Origin of the sequence: Mesorhizobium sp. M0587, from assembly GCF_040320945.1 — a bacterium.
Taxonomy (GTDB): domain Bacteria; phylum Pseudomonadota; class Alphaproteobacteria; order Rhizobiales; family Rhizobiaceae; genus Mesorhizobium.
Window position 1 is genome coordinate 1 of record NZ_JAMYQP010000072.1, and the last position, 14,314, is coordinate 14,314.

At 60.2% G+C, this 14,314-nt stretch carries 12 protein-coding genes and 1 pseudogene; 6 read left to right on the forward strand and 7 right to left on the reverse strand.

Annotation, left to right across the window (positions count from 1 at the left end):
• Positions 1 to 248 precede the first annotated feature (248 nt).
• The 3 genes and pseudogenes from NKI49_RS32285 to NKI49_RS32295 form a co-directional block, all read left to right on the forward strand.
• Positions 249 to 1,457 (forward strand): annotated as a pseudogene (locus NKI49_RS32285) (transposase family protein); the annotation flags it as partial.
• Positions 1,458 to 1,732: 275 nt separating this feature from the next.
• Complete coding sequence (locus tag NKI49_RS32290; RefSeq protein ID WP_352695908.1) at positions 1,733 to 1,963, forward strand: hypothetical protein; 231 nt, start codon at positions 1,733 to 1,735, stop codon at positions 1,961 to 1,963.
• An 8-nt stretch (positions 1,964 to 1,971) separates the two neighbouring features.
• Complete coding sequence (locus NKI49_RS32295; protein WP_352607391.1) at positions 1,972 to 2,991, forward strand: transposase; 1,020 nt, start codon at positions 1,972 to 1,974, stop codon at positions 2,989 to 2,991.
• Between the two features lie 510 nt (positions 2,992 to 3,501).
• On the opposite strand, the gene NKI49_RS32300 is transcribed toward NKI49_RS32295, so the two are convergent.
• Positions 3,502 to 4,569: an RHE_PE00001 family protein gene (locus tag NKI49_RS32300; protein ID WP_352607389.1), complete on the reverse strand. Its 1,068-nt coding sequence runs from the start codon at positions 4,567 to 4,569 to the stop codon at positions 3,502 to 3,504.
• Between the two features lie 486 nt (positions 4,570 to 5,055).
• Here NKI49_RS32300 and NKI49_RS32305 point away from each other — a divergent pair, with 486 nt between their 5' ends.
• Positions 5,056 to 5,988: a recombinase family protein gene (locus tag NKI49_RS32305; protein ID WP_352607387.1), complete on the forward strand. Its 933-nt coding sequence runs from the start codon at positions 5,056 to 5,058 to the stop codon at positions 5,986 to 5,988.
• A gap of 25 nt (positions 5,989 to 6,013) precedes the next feature.
• Here the strand turns inward: NKI49_RS32305 and NKI49_RS32310 are convergent, their stop codons facing one another.
• From NKI49_RS32310 to NKI49_RS32330, 5 genes are all read right to left on the reverse strand, one after another.
• Positions 6,014 to 6,199 (reverse strand): hypothetical protein, encoded by a 186-nt coding sequence (locus tag NKI49_RS32310; protein ID WP_352607385.1) that lies wholly within the window; start codon positions 6,197 to 6,199, stop codon positions 6,014 to 6,016.
• A gap of 73 nt (positions 6,200 to 6,272) precedes the next feature.
• On the reverse strand, positions 6,273 to 7,616 hold the full coding sequence (repC, locus tag NKI49_RS32315; RefSeq protein WP_352607383.1) for a plasmid replication protein RepC: 1,344 nt from the start codon (positions 7,614 to 7,616) through the stop codon (positions 6,273 to 6,275).
• A gap of 154 nt (positions 7,617 to 7,770) precedes the next feature.
• Positions 7,771 to 8,805, reverse strand: coding sequence for a plasmid partitioning protein RepB (gene repB / locus NKI49_RS32320; RefSeq protein ID WP_352607381.1), 1,035 nt, complete (start codon positions 8,803 to 8,805; stop codon positions 7,771 to 7,773).
• A complete protein-coding gene (gene repA, locus NKI49_RS32325; RefSeq protein WP_023749471.1) occupies positions 8,802 to 9,983 on the reverse strand; it encodes a plasmid partitioning protein RepA in 1,182 nt (393 codons plus the stop codon). The genes repB and repA overlap by 4 nt, the downstream gene beginning before the upstream one ends.
• Before the next feature lie 1,009 nt (positions 9,984 to 10,992).
• Positions 10,993 to 12,123: a site-specific integrase gene (locus NKI49_RS32330; protein WP_352607379.1), complete on the reverse strand. Its 1,131-nt coding sequence runs from the start codon at positions 12,121 to 12,123 to the stop codon at positions 10,993 to 10,995.
• Positions 12,124 to 12,410: 287 nt separating this feature from the next.
• Here NKI49_RS32330 and NKI49_RS32335 point away from each other — a divergent pair, with 287 nt between their 5' ends.
• Both NKI49_RS32335 and NKI49_RS32340 read left to right on the forward strand, forming a co-directional pair.
• On the forward strand, positions 12,411 to 12,707 hold the full coding sequence (locus NKI49_RS32335; RefSeq protein ID WP_023749475.1) for a hypothetical protein: 297 nt from the start codon (positions 12,411 to 12,413) through the stop codon (positions 12,705 to 12,707).
• Positions 12,697 to 13,290 (forward strand): type II toxin-antitoxin system VapC family toxin, encoded by a 594-nt coding sequence (locus NKI49_RS32340; RefSeq protein WP_352607377.1) that lies wholly within the window; start codon positions 12,697 to 12,699, stop codon positions 13,288 to 13,290. The genes NKI49_RS32335 and NKI49_RS32340 overlap by 11 nt, the downstream gene beginning before the upstream one ends.
• A gap of 112 nt (positions 13,291 to 13,402) precedes the next feature.
• Here NKI49_RS32340 and NKI49_RS32345 read toward each other — a convergent pair whose 3' ends face one another.
• Entirely contained in the window at positions 13,403 to 13,807 is a 405-nt protein-coding gene (locus NKI49_RS32345; RefSeq protein WP_352607375.1) for a hypothetical protein, read from the reverse strand.
• Positions 13,808 to 14,314: the final 507 nt, after the last annotated feature.

Below are 14,314 nucleotides of genomic sequence, written 5' to 3' on the forward strand. Positions count from 1 at the left end.
TGGCGCGACGTAGCCCGGCCTTTTGCCAGCTCGGCAGCTACGGCTCGCAAAGAGCGTCGTAAGGCTTGCGGAGCCGCCCCTCAGCTCCCGTCGAGGAGCAATCCACAATTCACATATTTCGGGATGGCTCGCTGGTTTACCGGTGTCGCTTTTACTTCCCGATTTCAAACAGGGAAAAGTCAGGTGTTGTTTAGGTTTTGGCGCTACGACAGCCCCGATTTCCGCTAACGATTTCATTGGTCGCTCATTTGCCGAACCGATTACACAACCGAAAAGCAACTCCTTCCCCATCTCTCTCCGATGAAGCATGGTCCGCGGCACGTCGTGTAGCCCGCGAGCTGGATAAGATCCTCGATGGTGCGGGGCCCCGTCAGGCGCCAATCGGGCGGGCCGCCGCGGAGCTGCGCCTGTCGACCCGCCAGATCTACAATCTGCTGGCGCGCTACCGCATCGACCGGACCGTGAAGACGCTGCGAGAGAAGTGGCTCGTGCTGGAGGCTCCGCCGCTCGCTCCCGTCGTGGCCGAGGTCCGGGCTCGCTGCTAGAAGGCCGGCCTGGCCACTCCATCCTATCTCACCGTCGCGCGTCGCATACCCTCGCTGTTCAGCCCCGAGGAGATCGCGAGGAAAAGATCAGCGAACCCGAAGCATCTTCAACGGCTCAAGGCGCGGCCGGGTTACATCCATGCCACGCACCCGCTGGATGTCTGCCAGATCGATCACACGCCCACCGACATCAACTTCGTTGAGGTCGTCGACGGTGGTGGAACCTTCATCGCCGCGCATATCTTACGATCGTTAGCGACGTGGCGACGCGCTGCATTCTCGGCTTCTGCCTCACCCTTGAGAAGCCATCGGCGCTGTCGGTTGCGCTCTGCCTCGCGCAGGCCATGTGTCCAAAGGAGGCATGGTTGGCCACGCTCGACATCGAGCACGGGTGGCCGATGTTCGGTCGACCGCGGATGCTTGTGACCGACTCCGCCAAGGAATTCAAAGGACATGCCTTCCAGCGTGGGTGCGAGGACTACGGCATTCGCATCCGCTACCGGGATCGCGGGCGCGTCCATCAGGGTGGCGTGGTCGAAAGGCTGCTCGGGAAGCTCAATGCCGTTCTCGCGACGCAGCCCGGCTCGACAGGCAGATCCGTGGCGGACCGCGACGAATATCCCGCAGAGCGACGAGCCCGTCTAAGCTTCGCCGCTCTCGAGCGATGTCTCGCACTCGCGGTGATCGATCACAACCTGCAGGAAAACGCGAAGACGCTGAAAGTGTCGGCCAGAGAGTGGGAGCGCCGGGCGCGCAATCTCCCGCGCTTCGACGATGATGCCATGCGGGTTCCTGCTGGCATTCATGCCCGGGAGGGAGCGACGCATCTCGGCGCAGGGCGTCAGCATGTTCGCCCTCGACTACTATTCGCCCTGGCTGGGCGGCCTCGTCCCGCAACGAGACCGCCTGGGATGTCAATGACCACGGAATCGGGACCTTGGTTTTTCGCGCAAAAGGGGGTCAGACTCAATCTCGCTGCATGTGGAGGGTGATGTCGCGCAAGTTTTCGAGAGGGAATCAGCGCGATGGAACAGAGATTTGGGTCGACGAGACTGGCGCCGGCGGGGTTGCTCGTCGAGCATGCCGAAATCAACACGGATTGTGTATTTCTTGACGTGCGCGCTACGGCGCTTTCGGCAACGTGCCCGTGCTGCGGGACGAGTTCACGCCGGACCCAGAGCCGATATATGCGGCAAGCCGCCGATCTGCCCATCGCTGGCCGGCGAGTGGTCTTGCGGGTGACGGTTCGCCGTTTCTGGTGCGACGCCGTTCTTTGCCGCCGCCGCATTTTTGCCGAGCGGTTTGGCGCCGATGTTTTAGCCCCGTTATCGCGGAGAACCGGACGCCTTGAGACCATCGTTCATCACTTAGGACTGGCGCTGGGCGGAAGGCCTGCCGCAGCTTTGCCGATCGCCTGATGGTGCCGGTGAGCAACGATACCCTGTTGCGTATCGTGCGCCGGCGGACTGAACCGCCGCGCGATAAGCTAGCCATCATCGGCATCGACGACTTCGCGTTCCGGCGCGGCCAACGATACGGGACGATTGTCTGCGATCTTGAGCGCCGCAGGCCAGTGACATTGCTGCCTGATCGCGAACAGACGACATCGCAGGCTTGGCTGACGAATCATCCTTCCATTGTGACAGTCGCTCGCGATCGGGGTGGCGGATATGGCGAGGCGATCGCCAAGGCCTTGCCACATGCCGATCAGGTGGCCGACCGCTGGCATCTGATGGAAAACGCCAGCCGCGCTTTCCTTGTGCAGTCAGCAAGTCCATGCGGCATATCCGAAAGGACGGTAGGCAGCACCATCATCGATCCAAAGCTTCTCACCTATGCCGAGCGGCTGCAATATGAAGGATATCTGCATGAAGGATATCTGCGTCGCCAGGAGACAAACGAGGCCATTCTGGAATTGTCGAAGCAGGGTGTGCCGATCAAGCAGATCGTCAAGCGTACCGGACATAGCCGCAAGCTCGTCCGCTGCGTCCTGCGCGGTCAGCGCTCCGACATGTTCCGCGTCCGGCAGAGTTCGCTCGAGGAATGGCTTCCCTGGCTTGACGGCCGCTGGGACCAAGGCGCGCGCAATGCTTCGGCACTCTGGCGCGAAATGCGTAAGAAAGGCTTTCGTGGCCAGATCGGCGTCGTCCCTGAATGGGCGCGGCGCCGACGCCTTGCTGAAAGGGCCGATCAAAGCGCACTTGCCCGCACGCCTTCGGCACGAAGCATCGCCAGGCTCATGACGCTGGCGCGTGACGACCTGTCCAAATCCGACGCTGTACTGATCGCTGCAATCGAGAGCAATGTTCCTGACCTCGTCACCGCGCGAACGCTTGTCGACGACTTTCAGCAGATGATCCGGTCAAAAGCGGTCGCAAAACTGGACGCTTGGCTCGAAGGCGCGAAGGCAAGCCTCATCGGCTCCTTCGCGAACGGGGTCGAATAGGACATCGCCGCGGTCCGCAACGCCATTATCTCTCCGTGGTCGAATGCGCTGGACCAGTGCATCGCTTTCGGATTCACCCAATCCCAGAAGCGCTGCGTCCTCTTCGGCCAACCGGGCGAATATTCAAGCAGCCGGGGAACTGACAGCGGCGCAAAACGCCAAGATTGATCGGGAAGCGCCGGGAGTATCTCTCTTGCGGTCCGCAAGGGAATGCGGTTCACTCCAATTTGTCCAGGCCGCGCAAGCCATGGGGCTCCTTCGCGCCACTCGAATCCATGACTGTTTTGGCGCCGCTGGGAGTTGCGGGCGATAGCCGGGAAGCACGGCCGCGATCGGGGCCGTGCAGCGGTGATGCGACGACGCCTCTCACGTGACAACGGCTACACTTTCGACCGATGCGGGACGACACGCACCGCGGGCCTGGCCAGGACCAAACGACTCGGCAATAGCACGGGTCATGCCGGTCGCACTACCGGCGTGGCAGACGATCTTATCGGCGCACTGGAGCTATCAGAGGATCCCCCACGCCCGGTAGCGTCCCCTGCCCGTGATCTCGCGCAGGCCGAGTTCGGCGACGAGATTAAGCGCCCCCCGCGCCGTCAGCTTCAGGTCCTTTTCGATCATTGCGCTGGAGACGAGCGGCCGCGCAAGAACGAGGTCGACGAGTTGCGGCAGCTTCGAATGTCCCCGCCGGCCGCGCAGGCGGCGCCCCATCTGCTCCCGGGCCAGCATCAGCCGATCGTGTTCCTTCAGCCCGGCGCCGGCCGCTTCAGTGACGCCCTCCAGAAATCCGATCAGGCGCGCCGTCCTGTCGCGGGCGCGCCGCCTTTCGCGCGGAATGGCGCGCAGCCCGGTGTTGAGACAGACGAGGTGAGCGCTCGTTTTCCGGACCTGCCTGAGCATGGCGCCGACGAGCAGGTGTCCGAGCCAGGGCAGATGCTGCAGCGGTTCTTTTGTTTCCCACGCATCCCATAGCAGGGCGGCGCTCAGCACGGGCGGCTGGCCGGTGGTCCGGTTCAACACGGCCCGCCAGTCCGACAGCCGTTCCTCCTCGTCCCAGTCCAGATCGTAGACGAGCGAACTTTTTTCCCCCGTCGGGACCTGTGGCGGTCGCGATACCGGCGCGGCGGCGAGCACGTCGAGCACGTCGCGCGTGCGATCGAGCAACGCATCGATGGCGGCAAATTCGCCGCCGAGGCCATCGTTCAGATCGTCATTGGCCGACCCGTCCGACGCTTCATCGCCGGCGCCCATCGCTGCCGTCGCATGACTCTCCGACGGGAGAGTGTCCGGGATGCTGGCGCCCCGCCCGCGCAATTGTCCCAGGCCATTCGGGCTCAGCGCCCAGTCCGGTCTGTTGGCAACAATCAGCCGCCGTGCCCGCAGCACCGCATGGGCACGGGTGAGTTCGTGGGTCGGCGTGCGGATGTCCATGTGGGTGTCGTGCAGGACCAGATCCTCGACATGGACAAGCTCGCCCTCGAGCCACAGCGCGGCGGCGGCGTCGTGGAAATGCGTGCGCGCGACAAAACCCTCGCGCACTGGACTTTTGGCCAGCCGCTCATCGAGGCGCGCCAAACAATCCTCCGCGGTGACGAGCGGTCCCGCAAGCTCGCGCCACGGGATCGCATCAGCACCGTCAAGGTCAAAAGGGGGTATCCGCATTCGTTCCGGCCTTCACTTTGGTGCTGCCAATTGAAATCCTAAGGTAAAAATCGGCGGGCCCGCTCGTGGGACGCCGCCAGCCTCTCCTGATGCAAAACGGGTGACGTCGTAAGCCATTGATATCGCTTTAGCCGATTCGCCTTGCTGAAGCTATCGCGCTCTTTGCTTCACTCACGGCGGGTCTCCTGGCCGCGTGCTATCACTATCGATAATGACCTCATATCGGGATTGTACAGCACCACGCCCTGGGGCGGTCAGGAGGCTAGAAAACGTTGATTTTCAGGCTCATCTAAGCCGCAGGAGCTATGCAAAGGGCCACTAGAGACGTTTACAAACGATCGTTTGTTGATATCTTCGGCGTTTGTACAAACGCCTTTCCGATGCTGAGAGACGCTGTAAATGGCCCGTGAGGCGCAAGATCGACGCTCCGGTCGACCACAGGGCCGGCAAATCGGCTACGCGCGCGTATCGACGGACGAACAAGCGACGGAAGCGCAGGAAATTGAGCTGCGGTCGGCCGGCTGCGACGTCGTCGTTCAGGAACATGGATCCGGTGCGTCGAGAGCTCGCCCTGCCCTACTGCGGTTGATGAGCGACATCGGCGCCGGCGATGTCCTGGTCGTTGTGCGTCTCGATCGCCTTGCGCGCTCGGTCAGCCATCTTCTTCAGGTGATCGAGGATCTGACTGAGAAGGGCGCGCATTTCCGATCTCTGCGAGATCCAATCGACACGTCGACGCCACAGGGCATGTTTTCCCTACAGGTACTCGGTGCCGTTGCCCAGCTCGAGCGTGCGCTTATTTCGGAGCGGACCAAGGCCGGCATCATTGCTGCGCGATCGAAGGGGCGGCTGCCAGGCAATCCTGGTATCCGGGAGCGCAGGCCCGAAGCCCTGGCGAAGATGACCGCGGTGCAAAAGGCATCCTATGGCCGACGGCTACAATCAACTATGAACCAGTGGCTTCCGACGGTCCGCCGGATGCGACCAGACCATAATTGGGACGACATCGCCCGGGTCCTGAAGCAGCGCGGCCTCGACTGGACGCCTGAACGACTGCGGCGGGCAGTGAGGTGGCTCGTCACCGAGCACCTAGCCGAATCCACACTGCTAACGCGGGCGTCTCCTCTGCCTCCCGAAGATCGTCTGATGACTCTTGTGGCAGGGATTTCGCAGTCTAACCCAGACCTGTCGCTCCGAGACATCGCTGGCCAGCTCGAGCGCCTGCATGAGCGAACCCCACGAGGAAGCGCAAAATGGTCTGCCTCATCAGTCAAGAATCTGCTCGATCGAGCCCGCCGGGTTGGACTCGTCGCCGAACTACCCGCGAGCTAACCGTCATCCCGCTGCAGAACAGTCCTCAGTCTACGGTCCGTGGCTGACGTTCAACATTCCCGAGCCGCTTGTACGCGGCCCAGGCATCAGCTGGAACAGCGCTGCCGGCCCGCGCCAGCCAAGCCGCACGATCGGATTCGGCAAGTGAGTTCCACCACACCATTCCGGCGGTTTCATCGGGCGTCGGTTCCCGGTCGTGTTCGTTTTTCATGCCTCAATGCTCTCATAAGACGCTCGTCCCGACAAGCGCTGCAGCCACCGTCCACGGATCGAAACCCGGCTGATCATGATCCGCGCCCTGGCTTGTCGAGGCTGCGGCGCAACGCATCGCTGATTTCCAGCCGGGATTCGGTGCGCACAACCTTGCCTGCCGCCTCCAAATCGACGGCAGCGGCTTCAGCTCCGGTTCCGGTCGTCTTCGACGCGTCAAGCTTGGCCCGCAACAAGGCCATCACCATCGGCCAGACCGAGAACTTTCCGACCTTTGCTCTATCTGTCAGGCTGCGCAAATAGCCGCCGGCGCTGTTGATCTGGTCCTGCCGCTGGTAGATCGCGGCAACGGTAATCGCCGCCTGCTGCTCACCCATTGCCGTTCGCGCTTCCTCCCAGGCGCTCGGGCTGACGCCCATGGACGGCCGGGCAACCTCGGCCGCGGCCAGAAATTCACGCCAGTTGCGGATTCCGCCGCCGCCCTTCACCAGCCAAAGCATGTTCGGGCAGGCATCCAGCACGATCCCTAGCGGCAGTTCGCGTTTCGGTAGGCTCCGTACGTTGTCGGTGTCCGCAACGTTGCCGCCCGCTTCATCTTTATTTCCTGAGCCGCTTTCAGATTCAAATTTAGATTCTGGTTTTGAATTCTGTATGTGGCGCCCACTTCGGGACTCATTGGCGTCCATTTTCCGTGTTTTTAGAAATGATTCCAATGCCTCACGCACTTCAGCCCAAAGGCCTTCAAGCTCCTCGGCAATCGCCTCGAGGGTTTGTCTGGTTGCGGTGCGAGGTATCTGGCCGACAATCGCCTGGTAGGCCTGCTGGACCCTGCCCCAGTTCGCAGGCACGCCTTCCTCAATCCCGGCGTCGATCATCTTGACGATGTCACGGCGGCATATGGTTAGCCGCTCCTTAACGAGACGAAAGGCCTTCTTCTCAGATCTGACCGCTTCCGCAAGATTCTTGAACTCCTCAGCGCGCGCCACGATCGGCGAGATGTCAAAGCCATAGGCCTGCTCGATCTCGCCCCCCTGACCCTTCCGGGCGAAGCGCTTGCCGTTTGGGCTGTCCCGACGGATGATCAAGCCGCACTCGACCAGAACGGCCAGGTGCCGCCGTAACGTCGTTGGGGGCATTCCGTTGGCGCGGCGGATCAGCTGCTCGTTGGATGGCCATACAACCAGTTCGCTGTCGCCATAAAGCGCCGTGTCCGGATGGAACGACAACAGCGCGTCGAGAATAGCCAGAGCGCGATCGGTGGCGCCCAGAGCGATCCTGGCGTCCTTGATATCTTGGAAGACATGCCATTTGTGGACGGTCGCGTCCTTCGGCACCGCCCTTGCGGTGACTTGGCTTGAAATCATGCCAAGCGTCATCGGTCGCCGCCCAAAGGGCGTCGTTGCAATATTCGTCTCCATTTTCTTTCACCCTCGATTAGGCAAAAGAAACCTGCTCGCCAAAACGACGCCAATGACTCTTGACAGTGATTCGTGGAGATGCGATTCTCAGAGTGCTTAGTTCAGAGAGAGGCTTCCACGGCTTGCCGTTCGGGGGCCTTTTTCTTTTGCGGTTTTAGACTCCTTGTTTCGTGATGGACTTCCGAAAGGCCTCAAACAGGTCGTCCAGTTGTCCGGCGATAAACGCTGCGAAACGCGATCCTTCAGCCTCTCCCACGGCAATCATGGTAGTTTTTCCGTTGTCTTTGAGGCTGACGCTGACTGTTTTGTCTGGAGCAGCCCAGGATTTCATAGCAATCTTGGGCTTTGATGGCTTGGCCGGACCCGCAGGTTCTTTGATCGCAATATGATCCGATGGAAGCGTCTCAAGCAGAATAATGAATCTGTCGTCGGACGTTGCCTCGCGGAATTTGTTTTTGCGAATAAGATCGAAAGCTTTTGCGAGTGAGCCGTCTATGGAATAGCGGTTCGAGAATTCCTGCCATCGTCCTCGACCAATCCCGGGAGCTTTACCAATCGATTGCAGTATCTCCTTGTCGACCGATGAGGCGATTTTGATCATCTCGGAGACATGCGATTTTCCTGTCGACAGCGAAGCGCAGATGGTGTCCCGTTTGTATCCCGCTTCCTGCTGCGCAAGCGCAAAAGCGCACTTTTCAATGTATGAAAGATCCTCTCGAGCGGTGTTTTCTTCGCCTTGGAAAATGACTGCTTGTTCATCAGTTAACTCGCGGACGGCCGCTTTGAATCCGATCCCAAGCTGCTTAGCTGCCGCTAATCTTCTGCGACCATAGACGATTTGAAACTCGCCATCCCTGCCTTGCACTGGCCGAACCAATCCAGGCACAATCTGACCGCGCTCCCGCATGGATTCAGTGATCTCAGCAATGGCGGAAATCTCGTAGGCGTCATCATATCGATCGGTGATAGACGACGGCCGTATTTTGTCGGGATCGAGTTCAATGATCTGTTCGCCTGACTTCAGTAACTTGTCGGCGATATCGCTACGCTCTTGCATTTGGCGAACACCAGCCGCCACCTTCATCAGGTGCGGCGATGACGTGCGGCGGCTGACGCCCTCCTCCGAATTGTCCTCCCCGAGTTGCCCCAAAACAGCAGCAAACATGCCCTTAGAATCTTTACGGCTCACTGTTCACGCCTCCATGCCATTGTGATGAGGCTTTCTATTTCCGCGTTCGCGGCATTGATCGATTCGATTGCACGATCATAAGTTTTAGGTGCCGAAAACCTCGATCGTTGCACTTCATAGAGGCTCTGCTTCCAAGTGAGAGCGTCCGCAACCGCAGTGGATTTGGAGACTGAATTCAGAAGTAAATCCTCGCCAAACACTTGGCGCATTAGGGCCTGCATGTTGGCTTGCGGGTGGTCGTTGGCCTCAAACTTTGTGATGAGGAATTTGGCGAAATCCCAACGTGCGCCTGCACCAGCCTCATCCAGGATTTGCATATAAGATGCGGCCAACTCCAAAAACTTCCCTGTGGAGTCGACATCGAGCATGTGCGCTGGAACTGGGATTAGGACTCCGGTAGCGGCAGTGAGCGACGAAAGTGTCAGGAAATTGAGTGACGGCGCACAGTCGAGAAGAACGATGTCGTAGTTGTCGACGATCTGTTCGAGGGCCTGTGACACTCGAAGCAGAAAACTGGTTCCACCGCTCTTGCGCATCTCAAGGGTGACGGCCGTCTCGAATTCTGTCAGCTCAAGACCGGCGCAGATGACGTCGAATCCGATGATATGCGTCTGATGAATAATCTTTTCCGTTGGCACCGGATCATCAAACCGAATCGCTGAGTAAAGGGTGTCACCTTCTCGGTAGTCAAATCCGGGTAACGCTCCTTGCAGACTTGTTAACGACGCCTGAGGATCCATGTCGACTGCTAGAACGCGATATCCACGTAGTGCCAACCAATGACCCAAGTGAATAGTGGTCGCTGTCTTGGACGATCCACCTTTGAAGTTCGTGATCGCGATGATCTGGCAATCCTCGCCTTTAACACGACGAGGATTGATCCATTTCTTCCGTGCCTTTTCCGCCAGGTGCATCCGAAGGTCCAGCACCTGCTCCACAGAATATAGGCGCTTTCCGGTGGTCGTTGTCTCTGGCTCAGGTCCCTGCCCTTTCAAGGAGACCTGCCTTATGTAAGCTTCGGTCACTCCTAGCAATGCTGCCACTTCCGTCGAAGTGAATTTGCGCATCGTACGAATCGCATCAGGAGGATACTGAGCCAGCGAAAGATTGTTGAGTGCCTTCTCGAGTTTCGTCGAAAAGGTATTCATGAACTGAAGGCTACTTAGATGCCGCGTCACCCAGATTCTCCTCTTGCACCCAGCGCCTATTGATAGCGACTGTGGTTAACAAGCTGTTAACGCCACGCCAACTACGCCAACTTTTCGAATTACGCGGTTTTTCCGTTACTGGAGGTATGCCCGATTCGGAGCATTCGAGCAAATGGACACAGGGCAGTTCCCAGCTGGGAACTTTTCGTTAGCTGGCTTCCCTGTGCCGTCAAAGTCGCGCATCAGGCATTGAAAACGACAGCTATGAAGTTGGTCACGCAGCATGGGGGCACGGGCGAGCCCCGTTGCCCGTTTTGTTCTCGTAGATAGTCGACGTTGGTGTACCGGTTGCCCTCTGGCTTCCGCGTACGGCGGCGAGCGACCTTACAAAAGCGCAGGCAAGTTTCGGCGCATGGAGAGATCCCCCCCTCCCCCCCCCAGATTGGCGCGGCGGCGAAATTCCCGTTGTGAAGGAGACACTGAGCTCGCGCAGTCCAGGGGGGTCACCATCCTTTGCGTCGGAGACGATGGGTTGTGTTTGTGATGCAGCCATGCCGCGCCGCATCCGATGTCACTTCGGTGATCGCCCCCCAGGCCGACAAGTTAGACGCCCCACGGCCCCTACCCTGCAACGAGGCATTCCTTCCGGGCCGAGCGACTCTCGCGAATGGCAACTAAGCGGCTAGGATCTATCGCCAGGCGTCCCACGCGATTTGACAGCAATCAGCACCGTTTGGCACGTGGGCGTCCTGTCCACGCGCACTTTCCTCCAGCGTCGAGCAAGAGGCTCCTGCAGCCGCCAGGCAACTTCCCTCGGGGGGTAGCCCAAGTGTCGGCGAAGGATCCTGGAGAACTCATCGAGAAGCAAACTTCTCGCACAACCCGTACTTTGAGTTCCCAGCTGGGAACAGCTCTTCAAGCTGGAGGCTTGCGCCGCTCCAATAAACCTTAGAAACCCATCAACTTGAGGGTTGGATCTGTGGCGCCGGGGTGGATCGGCGCATCCAGAGTCACCCGCGGCTGGGGGGCGTACCGCACTCTACAATCCTGACGCCTTAGTTAGATTGACGCGGAAGCGATCGCGCCGGCGCTGGTATTTGCGTGTCATCTCTGCCGAGGCGTGACCAAGCTGCTTCTGCACGTAGCGCTCGTCAACCTCGGCAGAGGACGCGAGGCCGGCACGCAGCGAGTGGCCCGAAAACTTTTGGCCGCGCTCGCCCTCGGAAAGATCACCGCGCACGCCGGCAGCCAAGGCCGCGCGTTTGACCAGCCGCGCCACCTCCTGATCGTTGAGCCGCTCGGCCCCCACAGCTTTGCCCTGCCCCGTGACGCGGCGGAAGAGGGGGCCGTGCGCGATGCGGGCCAGCTTCAGCCAGGTCTGCAGGGCGACGACCGGGCAGGTGGCATCGGACGAGCCGCGGCCAATCTCGACCTCGCGCCAGCCGGTCTTGCCTCGCAGCGTAACCAGCACGCCCTTGTCCGGGAAAAATTCAATCCAGCCGCAGCCGTCCTCGGTTTGATCGCGCGCAACATCGAGACCGACGATTTCAGAACGGCGCAAGCCGCCGGCGAAGCCCAAAAGCAGCATGGCGCGGTCACGCAGCCCGCGCAGCGTGCCGCGGTCGAGCGTTTCCAGCATGGCGACAAGATCGTCGCGCAGGATGGCTTCCTTTTGACGGGGAGGGGAGGCGTGTTTGTTGCGGATGCCGGCGAGTACGGTGGCGATATGCCGGTCCTTCCGGTCGAGCGGTTGACCGCGTTGCGTATAGTTCCAGGTCAGGGACGACAGGCGGCGCTCAATGGTCGACACAGACTTTTTGTCCCTTGCCGATCCCGAAGCCTGCGCCGTGATGTAGAGGCCGACAACTTGCGGATCTGGCGGCAGCGGATCAAACGCCTGGCGCCGGCACCAGGCGCAAAAATGCTTCCAGTCGGCGGCATAGGCACGACGCGTGTTTGCCGAACTTGCCGCCTCGACATAATCGCGCGCACGGTCGGCCAGCTTTTCGAGATGCGCGGGCAGTGTTGCTTGTCGCGACTCAAGGACCTGCGGGGGAGGGGAGGGAGCCTCATCCGGGCACCCCATTTCCATGACGACGTCGACAATGTCAGGCAGGTCGCTGGTGTCGATCGCGTCGAGGGGCGTCATGAAATTACGGGGACTGCCCATCGAAACTCTCGATCATTTGAATGTCACAGTGGTGCGATTCTGAGAGCCCCAACGTGCGACCAAAGCACCCAATTGTCCACCGCGAGGTGCTTGACCAATGGCTCCCGAGATTTGCGTCCGGTCGCGTACGGGCAACCGGCTGGTCCCGGTTATCGCATCATTGGGTGACGTGCCATGTCCGATCCAGTGATGACCCTCTTAGGGGCTTAGGGCCTTCTTTCTCAGTGCCGATCCTTGCTTTCATGTTCAACATCCTTTATGTTTCGTTCAACAGTGGAGATTCCAGGATGAGCATACGTGGCGCAACGGCAGCCGAAAGCGAGGAGCGAATCGCCCACACCCGGAACCGTCTGGTGCTTGAGCAGGCGAGGGCGGTCGGCCTTCTCGGCGCGGCCAAGAACACACGCCTGTCGGGCAGGGTACCATCGGAATTGATCGAGGCGGCAAAGAAGCGCGCTCATGTGAGTTCCGACACCGAGCTGCTGGAGCTCGCCTTGTCGCGGCTAGCCCTCGAGGACGATTTTGGCGCCCGGCTCGTCCGCCGCAAGGGCAGCATCTCCGCGGACATTGATCTTGGCGTTTGATCTCGGGAGCGCACTGCGTTCCCTCAAACCACAGCGGCGTGCCGGGGGGCTGGAACGGCGGCCGGATTCCGCTCTGTCCTGGGCAGCGGACCAGCCGCCTGTCGGCGGTGCACTGCTTCTCGACACTAGTGTCTATCTGAATGTCCTGCAGGGGCGCACGCCCGAAGTGGTCGATGACCTTCTGACCTATCGGCTCTGTCAGCACTCGGCCGTCTGCCTTGCCGAGCTCAGCCACCTGTTCGGCCGGCTCGACCCAGCGCACCCCACGACGAAGTCGGTCCTGAAAGTGGTTGCAGGCACGATTGAAGACATTCCAGTGCACCGGCTGAATGCACCCGACGCCACCGCCTGGGGACGCGCCGGCATGCTTGCCGGCCTGCTGTTCCGGCTGAGCCGTCTGCCGAAAGGGGAGGGGCATGAACGCCGCTTCCTCAACGATGCGCTGATCTTTCACCAGGCCGCTCTGCTGGGCGCGACGGTCCTGACCGGCAATGTTCGGGATTTCGATTACCTCAACCAGCTTGTTCCGTCGGTGGGTGTGATCTTCTACCGGCCGGTGACAGACTTGCGCCCGCAGGGTTGAAAGCGTCTGTGGCAGATATGCCCGTGCACCGTGATCGTCCACCCTCCTTTAATGACCACCAGTCTTCAAAACGGTCGCTGACACTCTCCTGCGACCGTTGAAACGCGGGCGACTACGGCCATTTCCAGTTCCAGCGCAGAAACGCACGATAAGGCAACTTATCAGCCATGGTGCCGGCACGCTCCTCGACGATGCCGGTCTGGCGGCTGAATGCCTGCTCGATGGATTCGACGCCAATCGATTGCCATAAGCGCCGCGCTGACTCATGCTGCTCAATGATGATTCTGCGACCCAAACCCGCTCCACGCCACCACGCCGCGCTTCTCGGTGCCCCTTCGACCGCGCCGATGGCGACGGTGCCAGCCTGGCGGCCGCTTCTCGAGCCAATTCGGTCACACCATACTGTGATATATCGACGTTCATTGCTGTCTCCTTTCCTAGAGATCAAATAAGATGAACCAGTCTCATCCCCACGTAGCGTGCAGGCGGTTGATCGCTCATTTTCAGCATGAATCATGCGGAGAATCCTCACATGGGGGCTTTGTCGCAAACCTTTCGGTAAGCGGAGCATGGCAAGAAACACTGCTCAGCTGTGGAGGAGCACGTGACGTTCAAGGGCCGCCCTTTCGACCAGTCGGTGATCCTGCTTTGCGTGCGCTGGTACCTGGCCTCCCATGGGCTTCTTGGGGTCAAGGATTAAATTCAGCAACGCATGAGCAGAACTCCAGGACTGTTTCGGCATCCAAGGTCTGAGCCCGATTTGCATGACGCGGTCGTCTCCGAGCACGATCAACCTCACATGCGGTGCCGTTCAGTACGGCTGGGCGTTGGTGCGCGGATATGAAATCGAACGCATTTCGATCATTAATGTAGTTGGTTATGCCTGCGTGACTTGACGCCGGATAGAGCCGGGCGTGCCCCTGCCAGCATGCGGTTGAGAACGATGCAACCGATGGCAACCTCGGTCTGTTGAGCCGGAAGAGAGCGTGCTCGCAGGCGCCGTCCGATCAGCCCCTTGTATCGT

Excerpts from the sequence above, each read along its gene's own strand:
- NKI49_RS32305 (WP_352607387.1), top strand. The coding sequence starts at position 5,056 with ATGGCCCGTGAGGCGCAAGATCGACGCTCCGGTCGACCACAGGGCCGG.
- NKI49_RS32310 (WP_352607385.1), bottom strand. The coding sequence starts at position 6,199 with ATGAAAAACGAACACGACCGGGAACCGACGCCCGATGAAACCGCCGGA.
- NKI49_RS32330 (WP_352607379.1), bottom strand. The coding sequence starts at position 12,123 with ATGGGCAGTCCCCGTAATTTCATGACGCCCCTCGACGCGATCGACACC.
- repC (WP_352607383.1), bottom strand. The coding sequence starts at position 7,616 with ATGGAGACGAATATTGCAACGACGCCCTTTGGGCGGCGACCGATGACG.
- NKI49_RS32290 (WP_352695908.1), top strand. The coding sequence starts at position 1,733 with ATGCGGCAAGCCGCCGATCTGCCCATCGCTGGCCGGCGAGTGGTCTTG.
- NKI49_RS32345 (WP_352607375.1), bottom strand. The coding sequence starts at position 13,807 with ATGATTCATGCTGAAAATGAGCGATCAACCGCCTGCACGCTACGTGGG.
- NKI49_RS32335 (WP_023749475.1), top strand. The coding sequence starts at position 12,411 with ATGAGCATACGTGGCGCAACGGCAGCCGAAAGCGAGGAGCGAATCGCC.